General features: G+C 70.3%; 11 protein-coding genes. 8 read left to right on the forward strand and 3 right to left on the reverse strand.

What is annotated here, in order from left to right:
* The first annotated feature begins 243 nt into the window (after positions 1–243).
* From ACFZBD_RS21345 to ACFZBD_RS21355, 3 genes are read left to right on the forward strand one after another with little or no spacing between them, the layout of a single operon-like run.
* A complete protein-coding gene (locus tag ACFZBD_RS21345) occupies positions 244–930 on the forward strand; it encodes an FCD domain-containing protein (RefSeq protein ID WP_391141579.1) in 687 nt (228 codons plus the stop codon).
* On the forward strand, positions 927–2,321 hold the full coding sequence (locus ACFZBD_RS21350; RefSeq protein WP_391141582.1) for a hypothetical protein: 1,395 nt from the start codon (positions 927–929) through the stop codon (positions 2,319–2,321). The genes ACFZBD_RS21345 and ACFZBD_RS21350 overlap by 4 nt, the downstream gene beginning before the upstream one ends.
* 14 nt (positions 2,322–2,335) lie before the next feature.
* Positions 2,336–4,192 (forward strand): GMC family oxidoreductase N-terminal domain-containing protein, encoded by a 1,857-nt coding sequence (locus ACFZBD_RS21355; RefSeq protein ID WP_391141584.1) that lies wholly within the window; start codon positions 2,336–2,338, stop codon positions 4,190–4,192.
* Between the two features lie 259 nt (positions 4,193–4,451).
* Here ACFZBD_RS21355 and ACFZBD_RS21360 read toward each other — a convergent pair whose 3' ends face one another.
* The gene (locus ACFZBD_RS21360; RefSeq protein WP_391141587.1) at positions 4,452–5,408 is read right to left on the reverse strand and encodes a helix-turn-helix domain-containing protein; all 957 of its coding nucleotides are present in this window, start codon (positions 5,406–5,408) and stop codon (positions 4,452–4,454) included.
* A 342-nt stretch (positions 5,409–5,750) separates the two neighbouring features.
* On the opposite strand from ACFZBD_RS21360, the gene ACFZBD_RS21365 reads away from it, so the two are divergent.
* The 3 genes from ACFZBD_RS21365 to ACFZBD_RS21375 all read left to right on the forward strand — a co-directional run bounded on the left by ACFZBD_RS21365 (position 5,751) and on the right by ACFZBD_RS21375 (position 10,917).
* Positions 5,751–7,613 carry a S8 family serine peptidase gene (locus ACFZBD_RS21365; protein ID WP_391141588.1) on the forward strand — a complete coding sequence of 621 codons (1,863 nt, stop codon included), beginning with the start codon at positions 5,751–5,753 and terminating at the stop codon, positions 7,611–7,613.
* Positions 7,614–7,796: 183 nt separating this feature from the next.
* A complete protein-coding gene (locus ACFZBD_RS21370; protein WP_391141591.1) occupies positions 7,797–8,996 on the forward strand; it encodes a S8 family serine peptidase in 1,200 nt (399 codons plus the stop codon).
* Between the two features lie 235 nt (positions 8,997–9,231).
* Positions 9,232–10,917, forward strand: a complete 1,686-nt coding sequence (locus ACFZBD_RS21375) for an ABC transporter substrate-binding protein (RefSeq protein WP_391141593.1) — start codon at positions 9,232–9,234, stop codon at positions 10,915–10,917.
* 3 nt (positions 10,918–10,920) lie between these two features.
* On the opposite strand, the gene ACFZBD_RS21380 is transcribed toward ACFZBD_RS21375, so the two are convergent.
* Positions 10,921–11,340, reverse strand: coding sequence for an arsenate reductase ArsC (locus tag ACFZBD_RS21380; protein ID WP_391141596.1), 420 nt, complete (start codon positions 11,338–11,340; stop codon positions 10,921–10,923).
* Between the two features lie 60 nt (positions 11,341–11,400).
* Between ACFZBD_RS21380 and ACFZBD_RS21385 the strand changes: the two genes are divergently transcribed.
* Positions 11,401–11,715 carry a metalloregulator ArsR/SmtB family transcription factor gene (locus ACFZBD_RS21385; protein WP_391141598.1) on the forward strand — a complete coding sequence of 105 codons (315 nt, stop codon included), beginning with the start codon at positions 11,401–11,403 and terminating at the stop codon, positions 11,713–11,715.
* Between the two features lie 55 nt (positions 11,716–11,770).
* Positions 11,771–12,550 (forward strand): aquaporin, encoded by a 780-nt coding sequence (locus ACFZBD_RS21390; protein ID WP_391141601.1) that lies wholly within the window; start codon positions 11,771–11,773, stop codon positions 12,548–12,550.
* A gap of 84 nt (positions 12,551–12,634) precedes the next feature.
* On the opposite strand, the gene ACFZBD_RS21395 is transcribed toward ACFZBD_RS21390, so the two are convergent.
* Positions 12,635–13,000: a metalloregulator ArsR/SmtB family transcription factor gene (locus tag ACFZBD_RS21395; protein ID WP_391141604.1), complete on the reverse strand. Its 366-nt coding sequence runs from the start codon at positions 12,998–13,000 to the stop codon at positions 12,635–12,637.
* Between the last annotated feature and the right edge of the window lie 48 nt (positions 13,001–13,048).

A 13,048-nucleotide genomic window follows, 5' to 3' on the forward strand; every position in this document is an offset into this window, starting at 1 on the left:
CCGTCCACGACCGCGTCCGCGAGCAGGGCGGTGGCAACTTCCGGCACTGCCTGGCTCGTCCGCGCCGCGTACTCCAGCCGCTCGTCCGCTACGGAAGCGGGTGCCGACGCGCCACGATGACACGAGGCGTTGCCACCGCAGCGTGCGGATTCATTGACATGCGCCTGTCCTGCGTGGTGATGTGGCTCATCCACTCATCCACTCATCCACTCAGCCACTGACGGATCGCATCAGGGAAGGCCCATGAACACACTGCCCCGCGAGACCATCGTCGACCTTCTCGAGAGCCGTCTCCGGGAGGACATCCTCACGGGGAAGCACCCCGTCGGCGGCTATCTGCCTCCTGAGCGGGAACTCGCCGACGGGTACGGAGTCACCCGCACGAGCCTCAAGCACGCTTTCGGCCGCCTCTTGCAGGCGGGCCTGCTGGAGACCCGGCACGGGGTCGGGACCCGTGTCCGTGACTACGCCCGGTTCGGCGGGGCGGATCTGCTGCCGATGCTCGTACGTCACAGCTCCGACTGGATCGAGGAAGTCTTCGAAGTGCGGCGCGGAGTCGGCACGCTCATCGCCGAGCGTGCCGCGGACCGAGCCACGGGGCGCGACCGCGACACGTTGGCCGATCTGCTCGATGCCGTGCGGGTGGCTGCGGATGTGGACGCCGTGCAGCTCGCCGACGCCGAGGTGCACCGAGCACTGGCCCGAGCCACCGGCAACCGGGTGTACGTCCTGCTCACCAACACGCTGTTCAACGCGTACCTGCCCGTCCGATCGGCCTTGGCCGGCGCCTTCACCGATCCGGCCGCGGCGCACGATCGGCTGGCCCCTCTGGTAGGGGCTGTCCTTGCCGGGGACCGCGAAGGTGCGCGGGCGGCCGCCGACGCCTACCTCACCGCCACCGCACGGATCATGCTGGAAGACCTCGCATGACGGCGCGCGGCACCTCGTTCACCGAGACGCTGCTCGGTACCGTCCGACTGGACGGGGAGGACCGTGACCGGCCGGTGCGACTGGACCTGACCGTCACGGCCGACACTCTGGTACGGCCGGCCGCCACCACCCGGGCCTCCCTGTCCGGGCGGGTGAGGATCCTGGGATGGGCGGACGACAAGGGCGCCGAGGGCGAGCTGGAGATATCCCCGCTCGCTCGCCGCCGCATCCGCTACCTGCTCGAGTTCACCACCGCTGCGGGCCGGCAGCTCTCCCTGGACGGCTGGAAGTCCCTCACCGCACTGCGGCCGCTGCGTTCCATTGCCGTCATGCCCTTCACCCTCTACGAGGACGACGGTGCACGGGCCGGCGTCGGGACCCTGCGCTTCCCGGTCGCCACGGGGCTGCTCCCCTTCCTGCGGAGCGTCCGCTTCCCGAAGGCCGGGGCTCCCGCCCACCCGCACGCCCCGCGCTGGGCCGGCGAGCCGGGCCGCACCGAGGTCTGGTACACCTCCGTCAGCGACCCCGCGACCGGTACAGGGCTGTGGCTGCACCACGAACTCGTCTCACCTGCCGACGGCTCCGCGGCCTACGTCCACGGCTGGATAGCCGCCTTTCCGGCCACAGGCCCCGTGTCACACGCCAGGTTCGGACCGGAGCCGTGGCAGGGCAGCACCGACGGTTTCACCTCTCGTGATGTGGTCGCACGAGGAGGCCGACTGGCCGGCCAGGTGGGGGACTTCGCCTGGGAGATACGCGAACGTGCCGTGGACGGCGCGATGTTCACCTTTCCGCAGTGGTCGTGGCGACGGCAGGTGCTCCCGGCGGCACACATGCTGCCGGCCGCGCGCTCCACGTACGAGGGGACCGTCACCTATCCCGGCGGCACCGTCCAACTCGCCGGTGCTCCCGGCGCGACCGCCCGGATCTATGGTCGCGGGAACGCACGCCGCTGGGCCTGGCTGCATGCCGAACTCGAAGGCGGCGGGGTGCTGGAGATCATTGCCGCGGTGTCCACCCGGCCCGTCCTGCGCCGGCTGCCGCCTTTGGTGTTCCTACGGCTGCGCCAGGGCTCTCGGACCTGGCCCCGGCGTGCCGAGCGGTCGGCGTTCGGCTGGGTCGGCCTCGGCAGGTTCCGCGCCGACATCGGAACACCGGAGTGGACCGTGCGTGGGAGGTCCGGAACGCGACGCATCCGGGTGCGGGTCACACAACCCCCGGAGCGGACCTTGACCCTCGAGTACCAGGACCCGGACGGCAGCACGAACGTGTGCCGCAACAGCGAACGCGCCGACGCGGAGATCACCGTCGAACGCTGGTGGGGCAGGTGGCGCAACGAGCGGACATGGGTCCTGACCGGAACAGCACATGCCGAGGTGGGTGGCCGGTGATCGCCTCCGGACTCGTGGCAGCCTTGCTGGGGACCGACGAGCGTGACTCGGGATGGGCGGACAGGGTGCCGCACCGCCTGCACACCCTCCTGGCGGCGATGCCCGGGCCGGCGCGGGCCGGCCTGCACGTGGGGGCCGCGGCGGTCGAGGCGTACGCCTTCGCCCGTACCGGTCGCAGTCTCGGCGCGCTGGATGCCGGCAGCCGTGAGGAGGTGATGCGCGCCCTGACCGGCCGGCCGGCCGTCGCGGCCCTGCTCGACCTCCTCAAGGTGCCCGTCCTGCTGGCCGCGGGCACCGAACGAATGCTGTGGCCCGCAGCGGATCCGCAGCCGCTCGACGCAGCCGGCGATCCACCGCTGGACTGCGTACCGGCCACCGAGTGGCCCACGCGGACGACGGCGGACGCGGTCGTCATCGGTTCCGGGGCGGGCGGCGCCGTCGCCGCGCGCACGCTGGCCCGAGCCGGCCTGCGGACGATCATCGTGGAGGAGGGGGAGCACCACACCACCGCCTCATTCGGACGACGCACACCACTCGACCGGTTCGGCGCTCTCTACCGCGACGGCGGAGCCACCGCCGCCTTCGGCCGTCCGCCCCTCTTGCTCCCCACCGGCCGAGCCGTCGGAGGAACCACGGTGGTGAACTCCGGTACGTGCTACCGCACTCCCGCCCACGTGGTCCAGCGATGGCAGCACCGGTATGGCTGCTCTCTCGCCGAAGGTTTCGCCGAGCACCTCGACGAGGTCGAACGCACCCTCCGCGTCGCGACCCAGCCCCTTGACGTGCTCGGCAACAACGGCATGCTCGCGTTGGCCGGTGCGCGGGAGCTCGGCTGGAAGGCCGCTCCACTACGCCGCAACGCGCCGGGGTGCAAGGGCTCCTGCCAGTGCGTCGTGGGCTGTCCGACCGGCGCCAAGCAGAGCGTGCAGCTCTCCGTGCTCCCTGACGCGTGCGCGGCGGGCGCACAGATCGTGACCAGTGCCCGCGTACGACGGATTCTCGTGGACCAGGACCGCCCGGGCGGCTGTGCGGCCGCCGGTGTGGTGGTGCGCCGGGCCGACGGCAGCGAACTGGAAATCCTCAGCCCTCTCGTGGTGGTGGCAGCCGGAACGCTGCAGAGCCCACCACTGCTGCGGCGATCGGGGCTGGGCTCCCACCCGGGAACCGGCGCCAACCTCAGCGTCCATCCGGCGACCAGTGTCGCGGGCAGGTTTCCGCGACAGGTGACCGCGTGGCAGGGGGTGCTGCAGAGTGTCGGAGTCGAGGAACTGCACAGCAGTGGTGTCCTGATCGAGGCCACCGCGACCCCGCCGGGTATGAGCAGCTTCGTCCTTCCGGGCGTGGGCCGACAACTGAGGGGTGAACTGGAGGACGCCGGGCGGCTCGCCACGCTGGGAGCCATGATCGCGGACCGTCCTTCCGGAAGAGTCCTGGGCCGCGACCGCACCCTGATTCGCTACGACGTCCATCCCCGGGACGCGGGACGCCTGATGGCCGCCGTCCGGGCCATGGGGCAGGTCCTGTTCGCCGCCGGCGCCGAGGAGGTGTTGACGGGGATCGCGTCCGCGCCGCGCGTACGGAACCTCGCCGCCCTCGACGAGGCGCTGGCGGGAGGGACGGTACGCGGGCTCCATCTGTCGGCCTTCCACCCCACCGGCACGGTCGCGGCGGGCGCGGACCCGGACCGTTTCCCCGCCGACGGCGCCGGCCGACTGCGCGGGGTCCGCGGGGTACTGATCGCCGACGGATCCGTTCTGCCGAGCTGCCCGGAGGTGAACCCCCAGCTCAGCATCATGGCGGCCGCACTGGCCGTGACCGAGCGGTGGGTCCAGGAGGCGGGGGGCGAGGGGGCAGCCCGCGACGTGGGGTAACGCGTGCGGTGGGGACCGGGGATCAACGTGCGGGCCTACCCGTCCCAAGGTCGTACACGAGCGAGGAGTCCAGGCTGCTGCGTTGTTGTGTTGCGCAGCTACGACCGGCACATGCCCGGGGACGTACGGCCTCGAAGGCGAACGTTGGGCCCTGGTCCGGGCCTCGACGACCTCGACCGCAAGCCTCGCAGCGGGTTGCGCAGGATCCCCCTCCGGCCCTGTCCACGCCGCCGGACCCGGTGTCCGCCTGCCGAACGGGTCAGAGCCAGCCTCTGTGAGCCGCCTGGACGCCGGCCTGGAAACGTGTCTCGACGCCCAGTTCGGCCATCAGCTCGGTGAGCCGGCGTCCCACCGTCCGCTCGGTCACGCCGAGCGTGCGGGCGATGGTGCGGTCCTTCATGCCGGAGGCCATCAGCGACAGCAGCTCCCGGTCCCTCTCGGACGGGCCACGCGGCGCCGCGGTCGCGCCGATGGGAGTGGCGCGTGCCCAGAGGCTCTCGAAGCAGCAGACGAGGGCGTCGACGAGGGCCGACTCGTGCACCAGCAGCCGGATGCTGGGGTCCTGATCGGTGTAGGAGACGGGCAGCATCGCGGTGGTCCGGTCGACGATGAACATCTTCAGGGTGACGTCGGGAAGTATTCTCGCCTGTTCGCCGGCGTCGATGCAGCGGTGCATGGCCGCCATGTGCTCGGGCGACGCCAGGGCTTCACGGGCGTAGACGAAACGGTACGCGACGCCGTCCTCGAGCCGGCGCAGTTCGAGGTCGTTCGGGTTGCTCTGCCCGCCGATGTACGGCGGGGCGTCGATGGCGACGATCTCCTCGCGCGCCTCCAGCTGGAGCCGGGACACCGCGGCCAGTACGGCGTCCTCGCCCTCCAGCAACTCGACGACCTGAGTTCCCCGGTGCGGCCGGGCACGCAGCCGGTCGGCCAGTTCCTCGACCTGCTTCTGCATCTGGGTCAGATCGCCGCGTCGGCGGCTGATCAGCGCGGGCAGGGCCTCGTCGGGGGCGATGAGGGCGTACAGCGGGGGAGTGAAGCCGATCTGCTGGACCAGCCCGTGGTCGAGGAGGCGGCGGACAGCGGGGCGCAGTTCGGCCGGGGAACAGCCGGTGCTCTCCGCGAGCCCTTCTGTCGTGGCCCGCTTCAGGTCGAGCAGGGCGAGGTAGGCGTCGTTCTCGAGCTGCCCGAGACCGACGGGCTCCAGCGAGAACACGTCTACCTCCCATGCCAACGGTGGGGTCGTTGGGGTGGTGGGGACTGTAGGTCGCGCTCCGATTGGACGTCAAGGTCTCCTGGCAGCGCGGAGAAAGGACATGTTTCGCGGCGAATGCGGCCTCTGTTGCGTTTCATCCCTCCCCTCCCTGCTGAACAGGACATTGTCCGGAACCGGAAGTGCACAGCGATTTACAGGCGGTTGCGGGCGCCCCAATCCTGGTCCCAGTTCCGCCGCCGCTGTTCACCCCTTCAGCGTCGTGCGGCGGAGCTTCCCATGCCGTCCCACCCCACGGTGGCCGACCCCGGCCACGGGGACGGCATGCCTGGACAAGGAGCAGCGATGCACCACAGATCTGCAGTGCCTGCACGGAAGATATTCGGCACGGCGCTCGCCGCCGGTCTGGCCGCCGCAGTGCTGGCGATCGTGCCGGGGACGGCGGGCGCCGTCGAGGGAAGCGTCCCCGGAGCCGGTGCGCCCCTTCCCGCGTCGGGAGCGTCGCAGACGGGCGCCGCGGCGCCGGCGACCGACGGGCCCGTCGAGCGTCTCATCGTCGGCTACACGTCCGGGGCCACGGAGGCCAGGTCCGACGACGCGGCGGCCAGGGACGCCGAGGCCAAGGGCAAGAAGGCCGGTGAGTCCCTCGGCTTCGAGCGCCGCCTGGGCACCGGAGCCGCGCTGGTCGACCTCGGCGCCGAACTCGGCCAGAAGGACGCGGCCGACGTCATGGCCGCCTTCCGTGCCGACCCCGACGTTGCGTACGCCGTCCCGGATCGCCGTGTGTACGCCACGGCCGCCGCGCCGAACGACACCTACTACGACCGCCAGTGGGACCTGTTCGAGGCCGTGGCCGGCATGAACGTCCCCGGCGCCTGGGACAAGGCGACCGGTGAAGGCGTCAAGGTCGCCGTCATCGACACCGGCTACGTCGCCCACTCCGATCTCGCCGCCAACGTGATCACCGGGTACGACTTCATCACGGACACACGGATGTCCCGCGACGGCGACGGCCGCGACAACAACGCCGCTGACAACGGCGACTGGATGAACAGGGGCGACTGCGGCGTCGACGAGCTCGGCCGGCCGGTCCCCGACAGCGACAGGAACAACTCCTGGCACGGCACCCATGTGGCCGGCACCATCGCCGCCACCACCGGCAATGGCAGGGGTGTCGCCGGCATCGCACACGACGCGACCGTCCAGCCCGTCCGCGTACTCGGGTGGTGCGGCGGCACGGACGCCGACATCATCGACGCCATCACCTGGGCCTCCGGCGGTCCGGTGCAGGGTGTGCCCGCCAACCCGCACCCGGCCGACGTCATCAACATGAGCCTCGGCGGTGCCGGTGTCTGCAACCCCGGCACCCAGAACGCCATCAACGGCGCGGTGGGCCGTGGCACAACCGTCGTCGTGGCGGCCGGCAACAGCAACATGAACGCAACCGGCTTCCAACCGGCCAACTGCGACAACGTCATCACCGTCGCCGCCTCCGACCGTGAGGGCAACCGCGCCGCCTACTCCAACTACGGCAACATCGTCGACGTCACCGCCCCCGGCGGAGAGACCGCCCTCGGTTCCGCGACCGGCATCTGGTCCACGGTGAACGCCGGCCTTCGCAACACCGGCAACGAGACGTACGCGGCATACCAGGGCACCAGCATGGCCGCCCCGCACATCGCGGGCCTCGCCGCGCTGATGAACCAGGCGAGCCCGTCCATGACGCCCGCCCAGATCGAGTCCGCGATCAAGGCCAACGCCCGCACACTGCCTGGCACCTGCTCCGGAGGCTGCGGCGCGGGACTCGCCGACGCGGCCCGGACGCTCGGCGCGTCCGGCGGGACCGGCTCGCAGCCCGCCGGCACGGTGTTCACTAACGCGGCCAACGTGAACATCCCTGACACCAACACCCCGATCACCTCCTCCCTCGCGGTGACGGGCATCAGCGGCAACGCGCCGACAGCTCTCAAAGTCGCCGTCGACATCAAGCACACCTACCGCGGTGACCTGCGCATCGAGCTCGTCGCCCCGAACGGCGGCACCACTCAGCTCAAGACCCCCAGCTCCGGCGACAGCGCGGCCGACGTCATCACCACCTTCACCGTCAACGGCTCCGGCGCGGCCGCCGGCGGCACCTGGAAGCTGCGGGTGACGGACGTCTACAGCGGTGACACCGGCTACATCGACTCCTGGAGCCTCACCTTCTGACAGCTCCACCCCTCCTGCCCGAACCAGGGGCCTGCCGATGCCAAGGAGGGCATCGGCAGGCCGCATGCCCCCTCATGACCGGAACCACAGGACCGCGCGTTGCGCGGCGGAGCTTCCCATGCCCTCCCACCCAGTGTGGCTACCCCCGGCCACAGCGACGGCATGCCCGAACAAGGAGCATCGATGCACCGGAGAACCGCACTGCCCGCACGGAAGATACTCGGCACGGCACTCGCCGCCGGACTGGCCGCCACCGCACTGGTGGCCATGCCGGGGACGGCTGCCGCCGCCGAAGGAAGCATTCTGGGAGCCGGCGCGCGCAACACCGTCAAGGACAGTTACCTCGTCGTCCTCAAGGACGGTGGCGCGACGGCGAAGGGTGTGGAGCAGCGCAAGGCCGACCTGACCCTGCGCTACGGCGGCAAGGTCGGGCACACCTACACCTCCGCGCTCAAGGGCTTCTCGGTCAGGATGACCGAGAAGCGGGCCAAGCGGCTCGCCGCCGACCCGGCGGTCGCCTACGTCGAGCAGGACGCCAAGGGCTCCCTGCAGGCGGTTTCCTCCTGGGGTCTGGACCGTGTGGACCAGGGGGCTTTGCCGCTCAACGGCGCTTACACGGCACCCAACACCGCGGCGGGCGTCACCGCGTACGTCATCGATTCCGGCATCCGCACCTCGCACAGCGACTTCGGTGGACGCGCGTCCTGGGGCACGAACACCATCGACAGCAACAACACCGACTGCCACGGGCACGGCACCCATGTCGCCGGCACCCTCGGCGGCGCGTCCTATGGTGTGGCCAAGGGGGTCAGGCTGGTCGGGGTCAAGGTCGCCGACTGCGCCGGCAACCTGAGTTCGACGAGTATCGCCGCCGGCATCGACTGGGTCGCGCGCAATGCGGTGAAGCCCGCGGTGGCCAACTTGAGCTTGGAGTACCCCAGCCAGGCCGTGGCGACGGCCGTGAAGAACTCCGTGGCCTCCGGCATCGTCAACGTCGTCGCGGCCGGCAACGACTACGGCTCCGACGCCTGCTACGTCACGCCCGCGAAGGTGCCCGAGGCCATCACCGTCGGTGCGAGCGCCCGCAACGACAGCAGGTGGATCCGCTCCAACATCGGCCCCTGCATCGACCTCTTCGCGCCTGGCGATGCCATCGTCTCGGCCGGCATCACGAGCAACACCGCCTCCGCGACGATGTCCGGTACATCGATGGCCGCCCCGCACGTGGCGGGCGCCGCCGCGCTCTACCTCTCGGCCGACCGGACGGCCACACCCGCCCAGGTGCAGTCCGCCCTCAAGAACAACGCCACCAAGGGCAAGCTGACCGGCATCGGAGCCGGATCACCCGACAACCTTCTCTACACCGGCTTCATCGGCCGGTGACGGCCTGGCCCCTACGACCGCCTGTCCGGCCGGTACCCCCCACTTCTCAGCCCGCCGGCCGGACAGGCCTGGGGCTCCCCCCCATACGCCGAACGAGGTTCCCGTGCGAACGAAGGTCGCCCACTGGCTCGCCGCAGCCGGCAGCGGCACCGACCGGCAACCACGGCCACACCGGCACTGATCTCCCCGAGCGGCCGCGGGCCGCCGGGCGCCTGATACGAGGAGACCTCCATTCATGAAGCCGAAGAGCCTGGGCCTCGCAGCGGCGGCCGTGGCGTTACTGCTGCTCGGAGGGTGCCACGCGCTGGCGGCCATGGAACCGGAACCCGAGCCGATCGTCATCGGGACGGCCAGTGGCTTGTCAGGTTTCGACCCGGCGGGAACATACGACAGCGGGTCGCTGGCCGTGTACAACAACATCTACCAAGCCCTGCTCACCTTCGATGCGGGGTCGCCGGTACCCCGAGCTGATGCGGCCAAGGAGTGCGGATTCACCGACTCCGCACTCACCACCTATCGATGCGAGCTCCGTGACGACCTCGTCTTCTCCCATGGTCGTCCGGTCACCCCCATGGCAGTGAAGCATTCCTTCGAACGCATCCTGCGCATCAGCCATCCCCTGGGGCCGCGCACGCTGTTCGGAAATCTGCGCTCGGTCGAGGCCCGCGACTCGCTCGTGACGTTTCACCTCAGTGCGCCGGATGCCACATGGCCCCACAAGATCGCCACAGGAGCCGGTTCGATCGTCGATCCGGCCGAGTTCCCTCTTGATCGGCTGCGCACGGACGGGAAAACGGTCGGATCCGGTCCCTATGTGGTCTCCGCCCATACGGAGGGCAAGGCTGTCGACCTTGAACCGAATCCGACGTACAAGGGGGCGGTGAAACGGCAGGGCATACCGATTCGCGTGCGTTTCTACCCGACGGCACAGGACGTCGGGACGGCCTGGAAGGCGAGGACCATCGACGTCGCCTACAGCGGACTGCCGTCCGCGTCCCTTGCCGAGATCGATCCCGCCGACCCGGAACTCCGCCTCTCCATCGGGGAGGGCACACACGCGCGCTACCTCGCCATCAACCTGCGCTCCCCGAGCAGCCCCTTGACGAAGCTCGCCGTCCGCCGAGCCGTCGCCGCCCTCGTGGACCGCGGGAGGCTGGCCGCAGAGGTGTTCGCATACACGGTGACGCCGCTGTACTCCCTCGTTCCCCAAGGCATCACCGGTCATGACACCGCGTTCCTGGACGAATACCCCGAGGCGGATTCCCGGTACGCGGCACAGCGTCTCCGTTCCGCCCGCATCACCCTTCCGGTACCCATCACCCTGGGCCATCAGAACGGCCCCGCCGCCATGGAAGCGAAGGAACTGAAGCGGCAATTGGAGAAGAATCGCCTCTTCAAGGTAGAGCTCGTCGAAGAAGCCGACTGGAACACCTACCAAAAGCGATGCGAGCGCGGCGAGTTCGACGCCTTCACCACCGCGTGGGCTCCCGACTTCCTCGACCCCGACACCTTCGTGCAACCGCTGGTGGGTACGCGCAACACCGTGCACAACGGATACACCTCGGCCGAGGTCGACAAGGCGATCCAGGACACACAGCGGCACGCCGACCGCGGGGAGACCATTCCGCAGTTCCTGGCGATCCAGCGAACCGTCGCACGGGACGTCCCCCTCATCCCCCTGTGGCAGAAGAAGAACTACGTGGTAACCCGCGCCACCGTCACCGGGGGCCACCACTTGGCCGAGGGCAACGGAATCTGGGCCTGTGGGAACTGGGACGGCACTGAAGCCGCTGAGCGCAGACCATCAGGACCGCCCGATGCCGCGCAGGCCGTGCGAGCGCGCTGCGGTTCTCCCGGGCTTCTCCGTATGCCAGGGCGGGGTCCGCTCCGGTGTGATCCCCGGCCGTCCCTTCGACCGTGAGGGTCACACAGTCGGCCGGGCGTCGATCTCGGCGATGAGGCCCTCGACGAGTGCCTTGATCTCGTCCCGGATGGGGCGGACGGCCTCCACGCCCTGGCCGGCAGGGTCGTCCAGCCGCCAGTCCAGGTACGTCCTGCCGGGGAAGTACGGGCAGGCGTCGCCGCAGCCCATGGTGATGACGTAGTCGGAGGTCCGGACGGCCTCGGGGGTCAGCACCTTGGGCCGCTGGGCGGAGATGTCGATGCCCAGCTCGGCCATGGCGGCCACCGCGGAGGGGTTGATCCGGTCGCCTGGCAGGGAGCCGGCGGAACGGACCTCGACGCGGTCTCCCGCGAGGTGGCGCAGGAACCCGGCGGCCATCTGGGAGCGGCCGGCGTTGTGGACGCAGACGAAGAGGACGGACGCGGCAGGGGTGGAGGGCATCGTTCTTCCTTGCGGATCGTGGGTCAGGCGACGCCTCGACGGATGTGACAGTATCAGCCCATGCTGACATCAGTCGACACTGATCTGATCCGGGTGCTGGCCGACCCGCTCAGGCTCCGGATCGTGACTCTGCTCGCCCGGGAGACGCTCTGCACCACCCATCTCGTGGAGGAGACGGGGGCGAGGCAGACGAACCTCTCCAACCACCTGAAGGTGCTGCGCGAGGCCGGCGTCGTCGATACGGAGCCGTGCGGCAGGTACACCTACTACCGGCTGCGCCCGGAGGTCGTCGAAACCCTCGCCGGGCAGTTCACCGACCTCGCCCGCGCCGCGCGTGCCACCGCTGACGCGGGCCTCAAGCGGTCGTGTCCGTAAGCCCTCTTGCTCGCTGCTCGCATGTCGTGCCCCACCTGCCCGAGGAGACCCTGACGTGACCGCCACCGAGCCCTCCGAGAAGGGCGCCATAGCCCGCGAGGTGTCGCCGGCGCCCGTGCCCGGCGCGACCCCGCCCCGCCCTCCGCTGCCGGCCCGGGCGGCCGCCGAGTTCGTCGGCACCGCCGCCCTGGTCGCGGTCGTGGTCGGCTCCGGCATCCAGGCCACCCGGCTCACCGACGACGTCGCGCTCCGGCTACTGGCCAACTCCACCGCCACCGTCTTCGGCCTCGGCGTTCTCATCGCGCTTCTCGGACCGGTCTCCGGCGCCCATTTCAACCCGGCCGTCACCCTGGCCGAGTGGTGGACGACCCGTCGCGGCGGCGCGGGTGTCGACGCCCGCGAGTCGGCGGTGTACGTGTCCTCCCAGATCGTCGGTGCCATCGCGGGCGCCGTTCTGGCGGACGCGATGTTCGGCGAGCCGCTGGTGCAGTGGTCCACCCACGACCGCTCGGCTGGGAACCTCCTCCTCGGGGAGGTCGTCGCCACGGCCGGGCTGATCCTGCTGATCTTCGGCCTGGCGAGGACGGGCCGCCTGCGCCTCGCGCCCGTCGCAGTGGCCGCGTACATCGGCGCCGCGTACTGGTTCACGTCGTCGACCTCCTTCGCCAACCCGGCCGTCACCATCGGCCGTGCCTTCACAGATACGTTCGCGGGCATCGCTCCGGCGTCGGTCCCGGCCTTCGTCGGCATGCAGCTCGTGGGTGTCGTGGTGGGGCTGGCCCTGGTGTCCGTCGTCTTCGCGCGCGGCAAGGCCGTGTACGAGCAGGACGCATAGGGTCGGGACACATGTGACCAGGCCGCATGTGACCGGGCCACATGTGACCGGCGCGTGGTGTGCGTCAGCGCCTGGACTAGGCGCTCACGCGCCGCCCGGCCGGGTCAACAGCTGTCCCATGGCCGCCAGTACGGCCGGCTCGACGCGGTAGTAGACCCAGGTGCCGCGACGCTCGGACGACAGCAGCCCCGCCTCTTTGAGCTTCTTCAGGTGGTGGGAGACGGTCGGCTGGGAGACGCCGACGTCCGAGATGTCGCACACGCAGGCTTCGCCGCCCTCGTGCGAGGCCACCAGCGAGAACAGGCGCAGGCGCACCGGGTCGCCCAGCGCCTTGAACATCACGGCGCTCCGCTCGGCCTCTTCGGCCGTCAAGGGGCGTTCGGTCAACGGCGGGCAGCAGGGCGCGGCGGCGTCCGGCTCGAGCAGAGTTAGCGCCTTCGTAGCGGACATGGCTCCATCATCCGCATAAATTCGATGAATGTCTATGTTGACGAATGT

This window comes from Streptomyces sp. NPDC008121, from assembly GCF_042957155.1.
Lineage (GTDB): Bacteria > Actinomycetota > Actinomycetes > Streptomycetales > Streptomycetaceae > Streptomyces.

Excerpts from the sequence above, each read along its gene's own strand:
- ACFZBD_RS21345 (WP_391141579.1), top strand. The coding sequence starts at position 244 with ATGAACACACTGCCCCGCGAGACCATCGTCGACCTTCTCGAGAGCCGT.
- ACFZBD_RS21350 (WP_391141582.1), top strand. The coding sequence starts at position 927 with ATGACGGCGCGCGGCACCTCGTTCACCGAGACGCTGCTCGGTACCGTC.
- ACFZBD_RS21365 (WP_391141588.1), top strand. The coding sequence starts at position 5,751 with ATGCACCACAGATCTGCAGTGCCTGCACGGAAGATATTCGGCACGGCG.
- ACFZBD_RS21370 (WP_391141591.1), top strand. The coding sequence starts at position 7,797 with ATGCACCGGAGAACCGCACTGCCCGCACGGAAGATACTCGGCACGGCA.
- ACFZBD_RS21375 (WP_391141593.1), top strand. The coding sequence starts at position 9,232 with ATGAAGCCGAAGAGCCTGGGCCTCGCAGCGGCGGCCGTGGCGTTACTG.
- ACFZBD_RS21380 (WP_391141596.1), bottom strand. The coding sequence starts at position 11,340 with ATGCCCTCCACCCCTGCCGCGTCCGTCCTCTTCGTCTGCGTCCACAAC.
- ACFZBD_RS21385 (WP_391141598.1), top strand. The coding sequence starts at position 11,401 with ATGCTGACATCAGTCGACACTGATCTGATCCGGGTGCTGGCCGACCCG.
- ACFZBD_RS21395 (WP_391141604.1), bottom strand. The coding sequence starts at position 13,000 with ATGTCCGCTACGAAGGCGCTAACTCTGCTCGAGCCGGACGCCGCCGCG.